This is a genomic window from Phenylobacterium sp. (assembly GCF_024508875.1).
GTDB lineage: Bacteria > Pseudomonadota > Alphaproteobacteria > Caulobacterales > Caulobacteraceae > Phenylobacterium.
This window is the reverse complement of record NZ_JANINU010000109.1, coordinates 2954-17925: the sequence shown is the minus strand read 5'-3', so window position 1 is coordinate 17925 and position 14972 is coordinate 2954. Positions and strand designations below refer to the sequence as shown.

The window sequence follows — 14972 nt, the reverse complement described above, 5'->3', positions numbered from 1 at the left end:
CCGAGATTGCCGTGGGCGGCGACGCGCCGCAAGCGCGCTAGTTCAGGTCGCCCTTCTTGAGCGGCTCGGGCGGCAGCGGGGCGACGGGGACGCCGTCCTCCACGAGCTCTCGGACCTCCTTGGGGCTCGCCTGTCCATAGATGCCGCGGTCCTCGGCGCGGCCTTCGTGGATCGCGCGGGCCTCGGAAGCGAAGGCGTCGCCCACGTCGTCGAAGTTCTCTTCCACATGAGCGCGGATGCGGCCAGCGGCTTCCATCATCATCGCCTGCATCTTGGCGGCCGGGACTTCGCGGACCGTCTTCTTGGTGCCGGCGACGGCCGGGGCCATGATCTGCTTGCGGACCTGCTTCGAGGCGCACATCGGGCATTCCAGCAACCCGCGCCCCTGCTGGTCGTCGAAGTCGGCGGACGAGCCGAACCAGCCCTCGAATTCGTGGTCGTGATCGCAAGTGAGCGCGTAGCGGATCATCGGGAGAGAGCTTCAGGGACCTGTGAAGGCCCGCGCGTTGGTCAGCACGGGGATGGCCGCCCTCGCCTTCGAAGGCGCGGCCGGATCGAGGTCGGCCAGAAGCACGCCGGGTTCGTCATGGTCAAGCTTTGCAATGACTTGGCCCCAGGGCTCGACCACCAGCGAGCGGCCCCAGGTGCCGCGGCCGTCTTCGTGGAAGCCGCCCTGCGCGGCGGCCAGCACGTACGACCCGGTCTCGATCGCCCGGGCGCGCATCAGCACCTCCCAGTGCGCCTCGCCCGTGGGTCGGGTGAACGCGGCGGGGATCGTCAGCACCGTCGCACCCGCCATGGCCAGCGCCCGGTGCAGCGCCGGGAAGCGCAGGTCGTAGCAGATGGTCAGGCCCAGCCTGGTCCCGTCCACGTCGGCCACGACCGCGCGGTCGCCGGGCTCGTAGGTCTCGGACTCGCGCGCCGTCTCGCCCGTGGGCAGGTCCACGTCGAACATGTGCAGCTTGTCGTAGGTGGCTGCGATCGCGCCGTGCGGATCGATCAGCACCTGGCGATTGGCGACCTTGCCGTCCTCGCGCAGGACCAGGGCCGAGCCGATGTCGATCCAGACGCCGAGGTCGCTCGCCGCCTCGCGCAGGCCGTTCACCACCGGGTCATCGGACAGCGACGTCAGTTGCGGCAGCAGCGTCTCGCGGTGCTTCTGCAGGATGTTGGTCCCCTCGGGCGTCACGATCAGGCGCGCCCCGCCGGCCGCCGCCTCACGGACAAGCGGAAGGACGTGGGCCAGCGCGGCAGCTTGCGTGGCTGGCGTTCGGGTCTGGACGAGGGCGATCTTCATGGGGGCGTTGTACTTTTCCCTCCCCGTCATGGGGAGGGCGGATGCGAGCGAAGCGAGCAGACGGGTGGGGAATACTCGATCACGCTCCGCACCCGGTCGTGGCCTCCCGACCCGTCTCGCGGAGCCTGTCCTCGGGCCGGCCGTTCGGCCGGACCCGGGGGCTCGCCATCCTCCCCGACGGGGAGGGAAAGCCCTCAGGCCGCCTGGAGCAGCGGGTCCAGCTTACCCTCGCGTTCGAGGGCCATCATGTCGTCGCAACCGCCGATGTGTCGGTCGCCCACGAAGATCTGCGGGAAGGTGGCGCGGCCGCCGGCGCGCTGGATCATCTCCTGGCGCTTCTCGGGGTCGAAGGCGGCCTCGATCTCGGTGAACGCCACGCCCTTCTGTTCCAGCAGCGACAGCGCGCGGATGCAATAGGGGCAGAACGGCTTGGTGTAGATGGTGACGGGCTGGCTCATGGGGCTCTAACGAAACACCTCTTGGTTTGGGTTCATATGGTGAGTCCGGCCACGGCCTGAACCCTGGCCACCACGGCCAAATCGACGCGGGCCGCGCCGGCGGCCTTCAGCGCCCGCGCGCAGCCCTCCGCCGTGGCGCCGGTGGTGAGCACGTCGTCGATCAACAGGATGCGCAGGCCTTCCACCTGCTTGCGCCGCGCCTCCGGGACCTCGAAGGCGCCCGCGACATTGCGCTTGCGGCCCGAGCCGGACCGCCCGGCCTGGGTGGCGGTGGCGCGGCGGCGCACGAGGGCGTCGGGCAGGTACGGTGTTCCCGTCAGGACCGAGAGCGGCCGGGCGATCTCGGCGGCCTGGTTGTAGCGACGGCGCAGCAGGCGCAACGGGTGCAGTGGCACGGGCGCGATGGCGTCGGCCTCCTCGATCAACTCGCGGGCGCTGCGCGATATCCAGCGCGCCAGCATCGGCGCTAGGTCCAGGCGATCGGCGTGCTTGAGCTTCAGGATCGGGTCGCGCGAGACCTCGTCGTAGATGCAGGCGGCGCGGGCGGCGTCGAATGCTCGCGGCTTGGCGAGGCACGCCCCGCACCGCGCGCCCGGGTCGTATTCGAAGGGAACCCCGCAGCCGTCGCAGACCGGGCCGTCGAGGAACCGGATCCGGCTCCAGGCGGCGCCCGAAAATCCGCCGGCCATCGGCCGCGGCCCGCCGTCCAGGGCTTGGGGCGGAAACAGCATGTCCAGCGCCACGCGCCAGGCCGCCTGGACTTTAGGCTTCCAACCGGCGGCGAAATCGCCATCTTCCGCGGCCATGCCGGCCCCACCGCTCCTGTTCGACCGCGCCCTGCACCGCAAACGCCTGGACCGCGCGGCCCGGGCTTACGCGAACGCCGACTTCCTTCAGCGCCGGGCCGCCTATGACGTGGCCGAGCGCCTGGCGCCTATCATGCGCAGCTTCAGCGTGGCCGTCGACCTCTCAGCCCGCGGCGGCGCCTTCGCGGAGGCGCTGGCCGAAGAAGCGCCGGGCAAGGTCGGTACGCTGATCGAATCCGACCTCTCGCACCGCATGCTGGCGGGCCGTCCCGGCCTGCGCCTGGTCGCCGACGAGGAGCGGCTGCCGTTCGCCGACGCCAGCCTGGACCTGGTGGTCTCCACCCTCGGCCTGCACTGGACGAACGATGTGGTCGGCGCCCTGATCCAGGTGCGCCGCGCCTTGAAGCCGGACGGCTTGTTCATCGGCGCGTTCCTCGGCGGCGTGACCCTCACGGAGCTGCGTCAGTCGCTCGTCGCCGCCGAGAGCGAGATCCTGGGCGGCGCCGGCAGCCGGGTTTCGCCCTTCGCGGACGCCCAGGATGCGGCCAGCCTGCTCCAGCGCGCCGGGTTCCAGCAGCCGGTCACCGACATCGATAAGGTGACCGTCACCTACGAGCACCCGCTGAAGCTCCTGGCCGACCTGCGCCAGATGGGCGAGACCAGCGTGCTGGCCGACCGCCATCCCAAGCCACTGACCCGCGCGCTGCTGCAGCGGACGTTCGAGATCTACGTCGAGAAGTTCGGGGCTTCCGACGGCCGCATCCCGGCGACCTTCGAAATCCTCACCATGACGGGCTGGGCGCCGGCGCAAGCTCTGCCATAAGCCTTTGATAACCATGTGGGTGTGACAGTCCGCCACGGCGCTGGCCGGGCCGTCCAAGGCCAAGCTCGCGTCATCGGGGGGCGGTTTCGTCAGGGGGACTGACATGCGCCCAAGGACTATCCGCGCTCTTGCCAGCGCGACGATCGCCATCACGCTCGCCGGCTGCGCCACGAGCTCCGCGCCGCCCCGCAAGGGGCTGGGCCCGGCTCCTGTCGCCAGGGGACCGAGCCCGGGTATCGACGGGGGCCTGGCCAGTCGCGCCAGCGCCTTCGAGGCCTACACGCGCCGCGCGTCGGCCATCGATCCGTCCTTCGCCAACCCCGGCGAGATCGCCGAACGACTGCGAACCGGCGCGGGCTACGAGCCCAAGGAGTTGGAGGCGGGGATGATCGCCTACGCCGCGCTGGCCGCCATGCAGGAGCCCTCCTTCGTGGCGGGCGTGAAGGCCAAGGGCCGCGACGTCTCCCGGCGACTCACCACCGATCCCGAGACCGCCCTCGACCTGCCCGGCGGGTTCGCGGCGGCCCAGCGCGCCAACGCCGCCCTCGCCCGGCGGGGCGAAGCCCTGGCCGACGCCGGCGCGCGGGTGAAGCAGGCGTCCTACAGCGTCCAGCGCCAGCCGTGGTCCCGCGCCCGCCTCACGAATGGCGCGCAGCGGCTTGCGGCCGTGAAGCAGGCCGCCGGCTATCGGCCCGAGGCGGCGGACCGGGCGCGGCTGACGGCGGCGATCTTGGAGGGCGGCCGCCGTGGCGGGGCCAGCCCCGTAGTGGCGCGCGGCGTGGCGCTCGCGGCGCTGACGGTCCTCGGCCAGGACGGCGCCGCCCGCTCGCTCCTGAGCGAACCCAGGGCCGGGCAATGCCTGCGCATCGCCAAGCTGAACTACCACCAGTGCCTGGCGGCCGCCGGAACCCACTACGAGGACATCTACTGCCTGGGCGTACACGCCATGAAGGATCCGGGTCAGTGCGTGGTCGACGCGACCAAGCCGGCGAAATCCATGCGCCGGGCCAGCCTCGACTAATCCTTCGTCCAGACCCCGACGCGCCCCTTGCCGCCGGCCGCGACGCATGTCCCGGCCCGGCAGGCAATGGCGTGGAAGGCTTCCGTGTCGACCTGGCGCCACGTCTCTCCGTCGTCGCCGCTGATGGACGTCCCGCGCGGCCCGACGGCGATCAGCGTCTTGGCGTCCAGCCGGCCGACGCCCTCGAGCAGACGCGGCGTGCCTTCGTGGGGCGGGATCGAGATATCGACCTCGCCCACCAGCGCGATCATCTCGCCGGCGCGCAGTTCGTCCTTGTAGTCGCCGCCCACCGCCACGGCGCGGTTCCGGCCCAGCGCCAATCCGCCGAACAGGCCCGCGGTCTGCGAACCGGCCAACGGCGCCTCGATCACGTCCCAGTCTCCGCCGTCGTCGCGCGAGTGGGCGATCCGCCCCTTGGCGAGGCCGCCCGAGACGATCCAGACCTCGCGCCCCGGTCCCAGGAACAGCGCCGAATTGCTGGCCGCGAAGGCCGCCTCGCCGGCCTCGACCGCCGGACCGGGCAAGCGCGCCCAGGACTTGCCGCCGTCGCGCGTGCGCAACAGGAACCAGCGGCCGTCGATCGGATCGCCGAGCACATAGCCGTCGCGCGCGTTCCGGAACGCCACGGCGTCGAGGAAGCTGTCCGGCAGCCGCGTCTCGAAGGTCAGGGTCCACGTCTTGCCCCCGTCCCCGGTGCGGAACAGCCTGGCCTTCCCAAGCGGCCCCTCGCCGGCGCTCATCAGCACCGTCGTCTTGCCGTCCAGCGCGGCGACGCCCCGGAAGTCGAGCTCGGCGCTTTCCGGTGGGGCCGCGAAGCGCCAGGTGGCGCCGCCGTCGGCCGTCACGGCGTAGGTCCCCTTCGAGCCCGAGACCGCGAAGCCCGCCGGCCCGGTCACCGCCACGGCGCGCAGCGTGACATCCTTCTGCAGGTTGACCGGCTTCCAAGCGGCCTGGGCCGGCATCGGCGCGAGCAGCGCCGCCGCGGCGAAGAGGACTCGCAGCATCGTCAGGCTCCCAGCAGGTGCAGCGCCACCTCGCGCCGGTGCGGGCGCTTGCGGTGCTCGAACAGGTAAATCCCCTGCCACGTCCCCAGCGCCAGCCGCCGCCCGATCAGCGGGATCGAGAGCTGGACGCCGGTCAGCACGCTGCGCAGATGGGCCGGCAGGTCGTCGGGCCCCTCGTCCTGGTGACGCCAGTTGCGGCTCTCCGGCGCCACCTGGGCGACCCAGTCCTGCAAGTCGGCGCGGACGGCGGGATCGGCGTTCTCCTGGATGACCAGCGACGCCGACGTGTGCCGGCAGAAGAGTGTCAGGAGACCCGTCGTCATCTCCTGTTCGCCGACCCAGGCGGCGACTTCCGCGGTGATCTCGTGCAGGCCCTGGCCCGGTGTCGGCACGTCGAGGATTCGGACCGCCTGGCGCATCAGATCAGGTCCCGCAGCCAGGCCACCAGCGGCGCATCGGCCGGCGGCATCTCGTAGCGGTCCATCTCGTTCGGCTTCACCCAGGCCATGGCCTTGTGTTCCCGGTTGGTCACCCGCCCCTCCCACCTCCGGACGAGGTAGAGTGGCATCAGCAGATGGAAGCTCTCGTATTCGTGGCTCGCGAACACGAACGGCGCCAGGCAGGCGTGGCTGACCTTGATGCCCAGCTCCTCCTCCAGCTCACGGATCAGGCAGGCCTCGGGCGTCTCGCCCGGCTCGACCTTGCCGCCGGGAAATTCCCACAGGCCGGCCAGTTGCTTGCCCTCGGGCCGCTGGCAGATCAGCACCCGCCCGTCGATATCGACGAGGGCGGCGGCCGCCACCAGAACCATGCGCTTGTCGGTCATGCAGCGTGCTTCCCACGCCCTGCGGCCAAAAGGCAACTACCGGGCGCATTCGTCCCCCGTGGGTTGACTTCACCGTCCCAAACCCCGATGTGCAGCTCGCGCTCTTCCCGAGCGCTATCTGCGTTCCAGCCGCGTGGGGCCTCTTTTCGAAGCTCAGCCTGTCGAGCGCCGTGAGGTTTTCTCACCCGATGCGCCCATCACGCGGGGCGCCTCCCCAAAGACCGGCGCCTGGCGACCCGCGGAAGACCGCGAAGGTCGTGTCCGGCGCATACGCGAAAGACTATCGTTTGACCCAATTCACTGACCTTGGCCTGGCCAAGCCGCTGCTCAAGGCGCTGGCCGACGAGGGCTACACCGCCCCCACCCCGATCCAGGCCCAGGCCATCCCGGGCGTGATGACCGGCAAGGACCTTCTGGGCATCGCCCAGACGGGCACCGGCAAGACCGCCGCCTTCGCCCTGCCGATCCTGCATCGACTGGCCGAGAACCGTAAGCCCGCCCCGCGCCGCAGCGCGCGCGTGCTGGTGCTGGCGCCGACCCGCGAGCTCGCGACCCAGATCGGAGAGAGCTTCAAGTCGTACGGCAAGCACATGGGCGTCAGCGTCGCGGTGATCTTCGGTGGCGTGAAGTACGGCGGCCAGATGCGCGCCATGGCGCCGGGCGTCGACATCCTCGTCGCCACGCCCGGGCGCCTGCTCGACCACCTCGCCGAGAAGTCGATGACCCTGGAGGGCGTCGAGATCCTGGTGCTCGATGAAGCCGACCAGATGCTGGACATGGGCTTCATTGTCCCGATCCGGAAGATCATCAAGTTCGTGCCGCGCGTGCGGCAGAACCTGTTCTTCTCGGCCACCATGCCGAGCGAGATCGAGAAGCTGTCGGCCGAAATCCTGAACCCCAACCCGCTGAAGGTGTCGGTGACGCCTCAGGCGACGACCGTCGAGCGCATCAACCAGCGCGTCCTGTTCGTCGAGCAGCAGCGCAAGCGGGCCCTGCTGGCGGAACTGTTCGACGACGCCGGCTTCAAGCGCGTCATCGTCTTCACCCGCACCAAGCGCGGCGCCGACCGCGTGGCCAAGGGCCTGGAGCAGGTGGGCGTCGAGGCGGTCTCGATCCACGGCGACAAGAGCCAGGGCCAGCGTGAGCGCGCCCTGGCGGCGTTCAAGGCCGGCGATGTCCGCGCCCTGGTCGCCACCGACATCGCGGCGCGCGGCATCGACATCGACGCGGTCAGCCACGTCGTTCAGTACGAGCTGCCGAACGTGCCGGAAGCCTATGTCCACCGGATCGGCCGCACGGCGCGCGCCGGCAAGGACGGCTCGGCCGTGGCGTTCTGCGCCGACGACGAGCGTAACCTGCTGAAGGACATCGAGAAGGTGACCCGCCAGCGGATCCCCAGCTTCGACCGCCGCAACGACAAGCAATTGGGCGCGGCCACGGCCGCCCTGCCCGACGCCGGCGGCAAGCCCGACCGGGTGGACACGCGCGGCGGCGGCCGGACCCAGCCGCACCGCGGCGGTCATGCTCCCAAGCGCAACCGCAACCATGCCGACGCCAAGCCAGGCCGCCCTGAAGGCCGCCCTGACGCGCGTCCGCAGCGCGCCGAGGCCGACGCCAAGCCGGCCTTCAAGGGCCCGCGTCGCAATCGCCGCGGTGGCGGTGGCGGCGGCGCCAGGTCGCAAGGCGCGTCCGCTGGCGTGTGGTCGAACCGCTAGGTCCGCCACTTCCCCGCAGTCCCGAAGGCGGCTAACCCTCGGCCAGCCCGATGAGCCGCCTTCGCGACACCACCGTTTCAGCCCTCGGCGTCGTGCGCCGATGGCCGCCCGTGCATTGGGCGGTCCACCAGATCGCGTTGCAGATCATCAAGACGCGCTGGGGCGAGCGCTTCGTCCGCAGCGTGGTCGGACCCCAGGCTCAGACCGACAAGGAATACGCCGCCTGGATCGCGGCCCATGACACGCTGTCGGATGAGGACCGCGACGCGATCCGCAACCACATCGACCGGTTCGCCGAGCGGCCGACGATCTCGGTGGTCATGGCCGCCTACAGGTCGGACCCGTACCTGCTGCACGAGGCGGTCTCGTCCGTGCGGGCGCAGCTCTACCCGCACTGGGAGCTCTGTATCGCGGACGACGCCTCCCCCGGCGACGCCACCTGGACAGCGTTGACGGACCTGGCGGCCCAGGACGCGCGCATCAAGCTGGTGCGGCGCGAGACCAACGGCGGCATCGCGGCCGCGACCAACTCCGCCCTGGCTCTGGCGAGGGGCCGGTTCGTCGCCTTCCTCGACCACGACGACCTGCTGGCGGAACGCGCGCTATACGAGGTGGCGGCCGAGATCGACGCCCATCCCGACGCAGACCTGATCTTCTCCGATGAGGACAAGATCGACGAGAAGGGCCGCCGGTCCCAGCCGCACCACAAGACCGACTGGAACGCCGAGCTGATGCTGGGCGTCAACGCGGTGAACCACCTGACCGTCATCCGCCACGACCTGCTGGCCGACCTGGGCGGGGTCCGGGAGGGCTTCGAGGGCGCCCAGGACCACGACCTGGTGCTGCGCGCCGCCGAGCGGGCGACGCCGGCCCGCATCCGACATATCCCGTGGGTGCTCTACCACTGGCGCTGGCAGGGCCGGCAGGGCTCGTTCTCGCGGGCGCGGGCGGCCGAGTGCGCGGCCTCGGCGGCGCGGGCCGTGTCCGAACACCTTACCCGCACCGGCCAGGCCGGGGCCGTCGAGCAGTTGGACCTGACCGCACGATGGCTCCGCGTGCGCCGGCCCCTCCCCGATCCGAAGCCGCTGGTCAGCGTGATCGTCCCCACCCGCGACCGCGCCGACCTCGTGGCCCAGGTGGCCGAAGGCGTGTTGGCGAACACCGCCTACGCGCCGCTGGAGCTGCTGATCGTCGACAACGGCAGCGAGGAGCCCGCGACTCATGCCCTGTTCGAGCGGCTGGCCGCCGACCCGCGCGTCCGCATCGTCCGCGCGCCGGGGCCGTTCAACTTCTCGCGCCTGAACAATCGCGCCGCCGCCGAGGCCAAGGGCGAGGTGCTGGTGCTGCTCAACAACGACATCTCGATGATCCGCCCCGACTGGCTGGACGAGATGGTCGCCCAGGCGATCCGTCCGAACGTCGGCGCGGTGGGGGCCAAGCTCTACTATCCCGACGACACGGTGCAGCACGCCGGCGTCGTCCTGGGCGTGGGGGACGTGGCCGAGCGGGTGGCAGGCCACCTCTATGCCGGCGCGGGTTCGAACCATCCGGGCTACCAGGGCCACCTGCGGCTGGCGCGCAACGTCTCGGCGGTGACCGCCGCTTGCCTGGCGATCCGCAAGGCGGTCTACGACAGCGTCGGCGGCCTGGACGAGGGCCACCTCGCGGTCGCCTTCAACGACGTGGACCTGTGCCTGAAGGTGCGGGCCGCCGGCTACGACATCGTCTGGACGCCCTTCGCCGAGCTCTACCACCACGAAAGCGCCAGCCGCGGCTCCGACCTCGCGCCCGAGAAGGTCGCGCGCTTCGAGGCCGAGATCCGCGTCATGCGCGACCGATGGGGCCCGGTGCTCGACGCCGACCCGTTCTACGGCCCGGTGTTCGACAAGCGCTTCACCAACTACCGGCTGGGCGAGCCGCCCGATCGGGTCCCGCCGTGGCTCAGGACCGATAGTCGCCGTTGATCTCGACGTACCGCTTGGTGAGATCGCAGGTCCAGACCGTCGAGCTGGCGCGGCCGACGCCGACGTCGATGCTGACCTCTAGCTCCTGCTTCTTCATGTAGGCGCTCATCTTCGCCTCGTCGTAGCTCTTGGCGATGAGGCCGTCCTGGGCCGCCCAGTGCGGCCCGAACTTCACGCTCATGGAGTCGCGGTCCACCGGCTCGTCGGCCTTGCCGACGGCCATCACGATGCGGCCCCAGTTCGCGTCCTCGCCGGCGAAGGCGGTCTTCACCAGCGGACTGTCGGCCACGGACCGGGCGATCTTGCGGGCGGAGGCCGCGCTCTCGGCCCCCGTTACGGTGATCTTGATGAACTTGGTGGCGCCTTCGCCGTCACGGACGAGCTGGTGGGCCAGGTTCATCAGGACACGTTCGAGCTTGTCGCGGAAGTCGGCCAGGCGCCGGTCGCCGGCGCGGCTGATCTTTGCAGCCCCCGATTGACCGGTGGCGAACAACAGCAACGTGTCGTTGGTCGAACGGTCGCCGTCCACCGTCACCGCGTTGAACGTGTTGCGCGTATAGAGATTGCAGAGGTTCTGCAGGGCGCCCGGAGTGATCGCCGCGTCGGTGACCACGAACGCCAGCATGGTCGCCATGTCCGGCGCGATCATGCCCGAGCCCTTGCAGATGCCGCCGATCCGCACCTTCGTCCCGTCGATGTCGGCCTCGGCGTAGGCGCCCTTCGGGAAGGTGTCGGTGGTCATGATGGCGCGCGCGGCGCCGCCCCAGCCGTCTTCGGTCAGGTGATGCTCCAGGTCGGGCAGGCGCGCGGTGATCTTGGCGTCGTCCAGCAGCACGCCGATCACGCCGGTGGAAGCCACCATCACGTCCCGCTGTCGGCAGTCGAAGCGCTTGCCCACCGCCGAGGCGACGCGGCGCACCGCGTCCGCACCCGGGCGGCCGGTGAAGGAATTGGCGCAGCCGGCATTGACCACCAGGGCCCGGACGCCCTCGCCCTTGGTGACCTCCAAGTGCCGCTTGCACCAGTCGACCGGCGCCGAGCCCACGCCGTGGCGGGTGAACACGCCGGCGCAGCTCGCCCCCTCGGGGAAGTTCATCACCAGCAGGTCGTCCCGCTCGTGCTTGTAGAAGCCCGCCCGCCCGGTCGCCATCGTGACGCCGCGGATCGGCTTCATGCGCGGGAACGAGACGGCCAGCGGCGAGACCGGCATGGCCGCCTTGTCCACCTTGCCCGTGGGCGGCGCGGCCGGAGCGGCGGGCGCGTGGTCGTCGAAGGCCGACGCCGCCTTGTCGGCGCGCTTCAGGCCGGCGCGCTTCAAGGCGCTGGTCAGCGGGTCCAGGGCGCGCTCGACCGCGTGGCCGACCACCTCGACGGGCTTGCTGGAAGACTTGACCGGCGCGGACTTCGCCGCGGGCTTGGCGGGCTTGCGGCTCATTTTACGGCTCCCTTGATCTGGGGCGTTGCAGTGGGGGCGGCCGGCGCGGTCTTCGGCGCATCGGCCGGCGGCACGGGCTTCGGGGCGCCCGCCTCGGGTTTGATCAGGCTCTCGACCTTGGCCTTGGCGCGAAGCTTCTCCAGCAGGTCGCGGATGCGGTCGTAGGTGAGGAACCGGACGATCTGTGGCCGGGCGGCGTCCAACGGGATCGGCTGCTCCTGGCGCACGTCCTCGACCTTCACCAGGGCGAACCCGGCCGCGACCGGAATGGGGCCGATGAGCTGGCCCGGCTTGGCGCCCTTCAGAGCCGCGTCATAGGCCTCGGGCATGACGTCGGCGGTGAAATAGCCCAGGTCACCGCCATTGAAGCGGGTGGCGGTGTCGCGCGACCTTTCCATGGCCAGGGCCTCGAAGCTGGCGCCCGCCGCGATCAGCTTTCGCGCCTGCTCCACCTCGGCCGCGGTGGCCAGCACGATCTGGCGGGCGCGGATCTCCTCCGAACGCTTCGCCAGCTTTTGCTGCTCTTCGTAGAGGCCGCGGATGTTGTCTTCGGTGACCGCGTCGGAGACGGTCGTCTCCACCAGCATGTCGCCAAGGATGCGGTCCTGCGCGGCGGCGAGCCGGCGCTGGGCCACCGGGTCCTTGTCCAGCTTGCGCCGGCGCGCCTCGGCCGCGAGCAGCTTCTGGTCGATCACCTGGTCCATCATCTGGCGGAACAGCTCGGAGGAGGCGTCGAGGGGCTCGCCCTCTCCGATCAGGCCCTGCGCCACGGCCTCGCGCTTCACGTCCGAGGCCCAGACCGTTCGGCCGTCCACCTTGGCCACCGCCTTGTCGCCCCGTTCGGGCGGCGCCGTGCTCTCGCCCGCGCGGTCGCAGGCCGCGACGCCCACGAGGAGCGCGGCGATCAAACCGGCGGTGCGGACCAGACGCGCGGCCACGGGATCTCCCTGCGAGGATCGGGAAACGGTGGCGTTCGCGACGCCAGACGTCCCCCTAGATCGCGGCCTGCGAAAGGGAAAGTCCTTTCGCGCGCGGCGCAACTGCGGCCCGCGAACCAGACCGGAACTCGAATTCACGTCCGCCCGCTGGCTATTTCCGGCCCGGGGCGCCAAAGTGCCCGCGAATTTTCCGGGCCCCGACCGAGGGCTCAAAAATCCATTCGTTGGGAGGAGCATTGCCTATGCGTGAAGCCGTCGTCGTATCCTACGCCCGCACCGGCCTGGCCAAGTCCGGCCGCGGTGGTTTCAACATGACGCCCACGGTGTCCATGGCCGCGCACGCCGTGAAGCACGCCGTGGCCAAGGCCGGCGTGGACGGCGGCGACATCGAGGACGTCTTCATGGGCAACGTCGCCCATGGCGGCGGCAACATCGCCCGCCAGGCGGGTCTGCTGGCCGGCCTGCCGGTCAGCGCCTCGGGCGTCACCGTGAACCGCTTCTGCTCGTCGGGCCTGCAGACGATCGCCATGGCGGCGAACCACGTCCGCAACGACGGCGCGCCGGTGGTGGTGGCCGGTGGCGTGGAGTCGATCTCCATGCCCAACATGGGCGCCGGCAAGGACAACTTCGACCCCGAACTGACCAAGATGCACCCGGCGATCTTCATGGCGATGATCGACACGGCCGACATCGTGGCCAAGCGCTACAACGTCAGCCGCGAATATCAGGACGAATACTCGCTGGAGAGCCAGCGCCGCATGGCCGCCGCCCAGCAGGCGAACAAGTTCGCGGACGAGATCGTCCCGATGAAGACCAAGATGAAGGTCGTGGACAAGGCCACCAAGGAAGAGTCGATCGTCGACGCCGTGGTGGACCGCGACGAATGCAACCGCCCCGACACCACGCTGGAAGGCCTGCAGAAGCTGGCTCCGGTCATGGGCGAAGGCAAGTTCATCACGGCGGGTAACGCCAGCCAGCTTTCGGACGGGGCCGCCGCCGTGGTGATCATGGAAGGCAAGGAAGCCGAGCGCCGGGGCCTCTCGCCGCTGGGCGTGTTCAAGGGCTGGGCCGTCGCCGGCTGCGAGCCCGACGAAATGGGCATCGGTCCGGTCTTCGCGATCCCGCGCCTGCTGGAACGCCACGGCCTGAAGGTCGGCGACATCGACCTGTGGGAGCTGAACGAGGCCTTCGCCTCGCAGTGCCTCTACAGCCGCGACAAGCTCGGCATCGACCCCGAGAAGTACAACGTCAACGGCGGCTCCATCGCCATCGGCCATCCCTTCGGCATGACCGGCGCGCGCCTCGCGGGCCACGTGCTGCAGGAAGGCAAGCGTCGCGGCGCCAAGCACGTGGTGGTCTCCATGTGCATCGGCGGCGGCATGGGCGGCGCCGGTCTGTTCGAGGTGTTCTAAGCCTAGTCGCAGGTGAGAGCGGATCGGCCCTCCCTCGCGGGAGGGCCTTTTCGTTTCAGCCGGACCTACGGCGTCGGGTCGGAAATCTTGAAGTGAGGAATCGGCCCGTAGTTGCCGATGGCCTCCGACGGGCTGGTGGAGGTGAGGTCCGGCCAGGTCCCGTAGGTGCTCGACATCTCCAGGTGCAGGCCGACGTTGAAACCGCCGTTCGCCTGCGCGGCCAGGGATGCGGACCCGATCAGGTTCTGATGGCGCATGTTGTTGATCGCGCCGACCCAACTCAGATTGCCGCTCTGCTGGCTGGCAAAGAAGTACAGCACCCCTTTTTCCAGCGTCAGGGAGGCGTCCAGCGCCGCCTGGACGTTCTGCGTGTTGGCCGAAGTGCTCGCGCAACTCGCCAGCGGACCCGCGCCGACCGGGCGACGGTTGGCGCCCAGGTAGATGCCGAGGCGGCAGTTCACCGCGGCCGGCGAATGCACCATGGCGCCGACATGGCTGACGACCATGCGCCGCGGCACGACGAAGGGCACGAAGAAGGTGGTGGTCCCGTTCAGGGTGCTGCCCGCGCCGACGTTGCCGTCGTACGGCGACCACCACTCGTCCGTCGCGAAACCCGGGTGGTTGGTATCGATGGCGAACCACGCCGCCGCGCCCATGCTGGCGTCGCGGCAGATGAAGACCGCGCCGGTCGAGGTGTTCACCCAAAGCGAGCCCACCTGATAGCCGTCGCCGCTGTCGTCGCCGGCGGCGGGGTCCGAGGTCGAGTAGTTCAGCCGCTTGTCGAGCGCGGTGAAGTTCGAGTTGATCTTGCCGCCGCCCGCGCGGAGGTCATCGCCGTCGCCGGCGTCAGGGGTACCGAGGTCGAGAAGGTCGATCATGTGCGATCCCATGTGAGGCTGGTGTTGTCGAAGGTCGTGGCGGTGCTGTCGAAGCTCGCCGACAGCGTGTTCCAGGCGCCGTCCGCGTCCACGGGGCCGGTGCCGTCGTGCCGCCGGAACGCGAGCATGTGCGTCTCGCGCAGCGCGGCCTTGTCCATCGCCGCGTACTCGGCGTTGGAGATGGCCTCGAGGTAGTCCTTGGGGTCGACGACGTAGTCGGCCGCCATGGCGGTCCGATTCCGGTGGTAGGCGATGACGCCGGCTCCGAATGCTGGGTCGGCGAAGGAGCCTGTCACGATGACGTCGGCATAGACGTGGACGTGGGCGACCGGCATCGGATCCGGCCAGTTGGCGGCGGTGAGCCCGGTGTAGGTGTTGTTGGGCCCCACCCCGAA

At 70.3% G+C, this 14972-nt stretch carries 16 protein-coding genes; 5 read left to right on the top strand and 11 right to left on the bottom strand.

Annotation, left to right across the window (positions count from 1 at the left end; genetic code table 11):
- Positions 1-37: 37 nt before the first annotated feature.
- From Q0L11_RS09625 to Q0L11_RS09610, 4 genes are all read right to left on the bottom strand, one after another.
- The gene (locus tag Q0L11_RS09625; protein WP_296596928.1) at positions 38-469 is read right to left on the bottom strand and encodes a DUF1178 family protein; all 432 of its coding nucleotides are present in this window, start codon (positions 467-469) and stop codon (positions 38-40) included.
- A gap of 12 nt (positions 470-481) precedes the next feature.
- On the bottom strand, positions 482-1327 hold the full coding sequence (locus tag Q0L11_RS09620; protein WP_296596927.1) for a carbon-nitrogen hydrolase family protein: 846 nt from the start codon (positions 1325-1327) through the stop codon (positions 482-484).
- A gap of 164 nt (positions 1328-1491) precedes the next feature.
- Positions 1492-1755 (bottom strand): glutaredoxin 3, encoded by a 264-nt coding sequence (gene grxC / locus Q0L11_RS09615; RefSeq protein WP_296596926.1) that lies wholly within the window; start codon positions 1753-1755, stop codon positions 1492-1494.
- Between the two features lie 32 nt (positions 1756-1787).
- Positions 1788-2444 (bottom strand): ComF family protein, encoded by a 657-nt coding sequence (locus Q0L11_RS09610; protein ID WP_296596954.1) that lies wholly within the window; start codon positions 2442-2444, stop codon positions 1788-1790.
- A gap of 115 nt (positions 2445-2559) precedes the next feature.
- Between Q0L11_RS09610 and Q0L11_RS09605 the strand changes: the two genes are divergently transcribed.
- Together Q0L11_RS09605 and Q0L11_RS09600 are read left to right on the top strand one after the other, a co-directional pair.
- Positions 2560-3384 carry a methyltransferase domain-containing protein gene (locus tag Q0L11_RS09605; protein WP_296596925.1) on the top strand — a complete coding sequence of 275 codons (825 nt, stop codon included), beginning with the start codon at positions 2560-2562 and terminating at the stop codon, positions 3382-3384.
- Positions 3385-3487: 103 nt separating this feature from the next.
- Positions 3488-4405 carry a hypothetical protein gene (locus tag Q0L11_RS09600; RefSeq protein ID WP_296596924.1) on the top strand — a complete coding sequence of 306 codons (918 nt, stop codon included), beginning with the start codon at positions 3488-3490 and terminating at the stop codon, positions 4403-4405.
- Here the strand turns inward: Q0L11_RS09600 and Q0L11_RS09595 are convergent.
- From Q0L11_RS09595 to mutT, 3 genes are read right to left on the bottom strand one after another with little or no spacing between them, the layout of a single operon-like run.
- Positions 4402-5409 (bottom strand): hypothetical protein, encoded by a 1008-nt coding sequence (locus Q0L11_RS09595; RefSeq protein ID WP_296596923.1) that lies wholly within the window; start codon positions 5407-5409, stop codon positions 4402-4404. The two genes, Q0L11_RS09600 and Q0L11_RS09595, sit on opposite strands and share 4 nt — an antisense overlap.
- A 2-nt stretch (positions 5410-5411) precedes the next feature.
- Positions 5412-5828 (bottom strand): secondary thiamine-phosphate synthase enzyme YjbQ, encoded by a 417-nt coding sequence (locus Q0L11_RS09590; protein WP_296596922.1) that lies wholly within the window; start codon positions 5826-5828, stop codon positions 5412-5414.
- Entirely contained in the window at positions 5828-6235 is a 408-nt protein-coding gene (gene mutT, locus Q0L11_RS09585; RefSeq protein ID WP_296596921.1) for an 8-oxo-dGTP diphosphatase MutT, read from the bottom strand. Before mutT ends, Q0L11_RS09590 begins: the two co-directional genes overlap by 1 nt.
- 287 nt (positions 6236-6522) lie before the next feature.
- Between mutT and Q0L11_RS09580 the strand changes: the two genes are divergently transcribed.
- Together Q0L11_RS09580 and Q0L11_RS09575 are read left to right on the top strand one after the other, a co-directional pair.
- Positions 6523-7950, top strand: coding sequence for a DEAD/DEAH box helicase (locus Q0L11_RS09580; protein ID WP_296596919.1), 1428 nt, complete (start codon positions 6523-6525; stop codon positions 7948-7950).
- Positions 7951-8000: 50 nt separating this feature from the next.
- A complete protein-coding gene (locus Q0L11_RS09575; RefSeq protein WP_296596918.1) occupies positions 8001-9914 on the top strand; it encodes a glycosyltransferase family 2 protein in 1914 nt (637 codons plus the stop codon).
- On the opposite strand, the gene argJ is transcribed toward Q0L11_RS09575, so the two are convergent.
- Together argJ and Q0L11_RS09565 are read right to left on the bottom strand one after the other, a co-directional pair.
- Positions 9892-11349 (bottom strand): bifunctional glutamate N-acetyltransferase/amino-acid acetyltransferase ArgJ, encoded by a 1458-nt coding sequence (argJ, locus tag Q0L11_RS09570; protein WP_296596916.1) that lies wholly within the window; start codon positions 11347-11349, stop codon positions 9892-9894. The genes Q0L11_RS09575 and argJ overlap by 23 nt on opposite strands.
- Positions 11346-12287: a peptidylprolyl isomerase gene (locus tag Q0L11_RS09565; protein WP_296596915.1), complete on the bottom strand. Its 942-nt coding sequence runs from the start codon at positions 12285-12287 to the stop codon at positions 11346-11348. Before Q0L11_RS09565 ends, argJ begins: the two co-directional genes overlap by 4 nt.
- Before the next feature lie 242 nt (positions 12288-12529).
- On the opposite strand from Q0L11_RS09565, the gene Q0L11_RS09560 reads away from it, so the two are divergent.
- Positions 12530-13699, top strand: coding sequence for an acetyl-CoA C-acyltransferase (locus Q0L11_RS09560; protein ID WP_296596914.1), 1170 nt, complete (start codon positions 12530-12532; stop codon positions 13697-13699).
- A gap of 65 nt (positions 13700-13764) precedes the next feature.
- Here the strand turns inward: Q0L11_RS09560 and Q0L11_RS09555 are convergent, their stop codons facing one another.
- Entirely contained in the window at positions 13765-14577 is an 813-nt protein-coding gene (locus tag Q0L11_RS09555) for a hypothetical protein (RefSeq protein ID WP_296596913.1), read from the bottom strand.
- A partial coding sequence (locus Q0L11_RS09550; protein ID WP_296596912.1) for a hypothetical protein occupies positions 14574-14972 on the bottom strand: 399 nt, incomplete at its 5' end. The genes Q0L11_RS09550 and Q0L11_RS09555, both read right to left, overlap by 4 nt.

Excerpts from the sequence above, each read along its gene's own strand:
- Q0L11_RS09625 (WP_296596928.1), bottom strand. The coding sequence starts at position 469 with ATGATCCGCTACGCGCTCACTTGCGATCACGACCACGAATTCGAGGGC.
- Q0L11_RS09620 (WP_296596927.1), bottom strand. The coding sequence starts at position 1,327 with ATGACGGGGAGGGAAAAGTACAACGCCCCCATGAAGATCGCCCTCGTC.
- grxC (WP_296596926.1), bottom strand. The coding sequence starts at position 1,755 with ATGAGCCAGCCCGTCACCATCTACACCAAGCCGTTCTGCCCCTATTGC.
- Q0L11_RS09610 (WP_296596954.1), bottom strand. The coding sequence starts at position 2,444 with ATGGCCGGCGGATTTTCGGGCGCCGCCTGGAGCCGGATCCGGTTCCTC.
- Q0L11_RS09605 (WP_296596925.1), top strand. The coding sequence starts at position 2,560 with ATGCCGGCCCCACCGCTCCTGTTCGACCGCGCCCTGCACCGCAAACGC.
- Q0L11_RS09600 (WP_296596924.1), top strand. The coding sequence starts at position 3,488 with ATGCGCCCAAGGACTATCCGCGCTCTTGCCAGCGCGACGATCGCCATC.
- Q0L11_RS09595 (WP_296596923.1), bottom strand. The coding sequence starts at position 5,409 with ATGCTGCGAGTCCTCTTCGCCGCGGCGGCGCTGCTCGCGCCGATGCCG.
- Q0L11_RS09590 (WP_296596922.1), bottom strand. The coding sequence starts at position 5,828 with ATGCGCCAGGCGGTCCGAATCCTCGACGTGCCGACACCGGGCCAGGGC.
- mutT (WP_296596921.1), bottom strand. The coding sequence starts at position 6,235 with ATGACCGACAAGCGCATGGTTCTGGTGGCGGCCGCCGCCCTCGTCGAT.
- Q0L11_RS09575 (WP_296596918.1), top strand. The coding sequence starts at position 8,001 with ATGAGCCGCCTTCGCGACACCACCGTTTCAGCCCTCGGCGTCGTGCGC.
- argJ (WP_296596916.1), bottom strand. The coding sequence starts at position 11,349 with ATGAGCCGCAAGCCCGCCAAGCCCGCGGCGAAGTCCGCGCCGGTCAAG.
- Q0L11_RS09560 (WP_296596914.1), top strand. The coding sequence starts at position 12,530 with ATGCGTGAAGCCGTCGTCGTATCCTACGCCCGCACCGGCCTGGCCAAG.
- Q0L11_RS09555 (WP_296596913.1), bottom strand. The coding sequence starts at position 14,577 with ATGATCGACCTTCTCGACCTCGGTACCCCTGACGCCGGCGACGGCGAT.